The 459-nt window shown below is 57.7% G+C and carries 1 protein-coding gene; it reads left to right on the forward strand.

Annotated elements, in window-relative coordinates; all coding sequences use genetic code 11:
* On the forward strand, window positions 1–172 hold a 172-nt coding region (locus BK660_RS33300; protein ID WP_185045290.1), incomplete at its 5' end, for a hypothetical protein.
* Window positions 173–459: the final 287 nt, after the last annotated feature.

A 459-nucleotide genomic window follows, 5' to 3' on the forward strand; every position in this document is an offset into this window, starting at 1 on the left:
GGCGTCTGTTGCTTCCATCCTGGGTCGCCTGCCGACCGTCGAGGAGTACATGGAATACGCTGGCAAGATCGACAGCATGGCGGCTGATGTCTACCGCTACCTGTCCTTTGACCAGATCGCCGAGTTCCGTGAAGCTGCTGCGAACGCCAACATCCCGGTCGTTCAAGCCTAACGTTACAACGCAATAGAAAACGCCGCCCATCGTGAGATGAGCGGCGTTTTTTTATGCCTTTAAGATGACGATGACTACACAAATCCCCTGTGGGAGCGGGCTTGCTCGCGAAGGCGGTGTGTCAGCCTGCATCATTGTTGAATGATCCACCACCTTCGCGAGCAAGCCCGCTCCCACAGGGTTATGGGTATGTCTTGAGGGCTTGTTGTACCGCGCCATCCACGCCCAGGCCACTGAGGATCACCTGTGTCTCCTTCACTTCCGGCAACGCCGCCATCGCGGCCTGC

Origin of the sequence: Pseudomonas brassicacearum (assembly GCF_003732265.1) — a bacterium.
Taxonomy (GTDB): Bacteria; Pseudomonadota; Gammaproteobacteria; order Pseudomonadales; family Pseudomonadaceae; genus Aquipseudomonas; species Aquipseudomonas brassicacearum_D.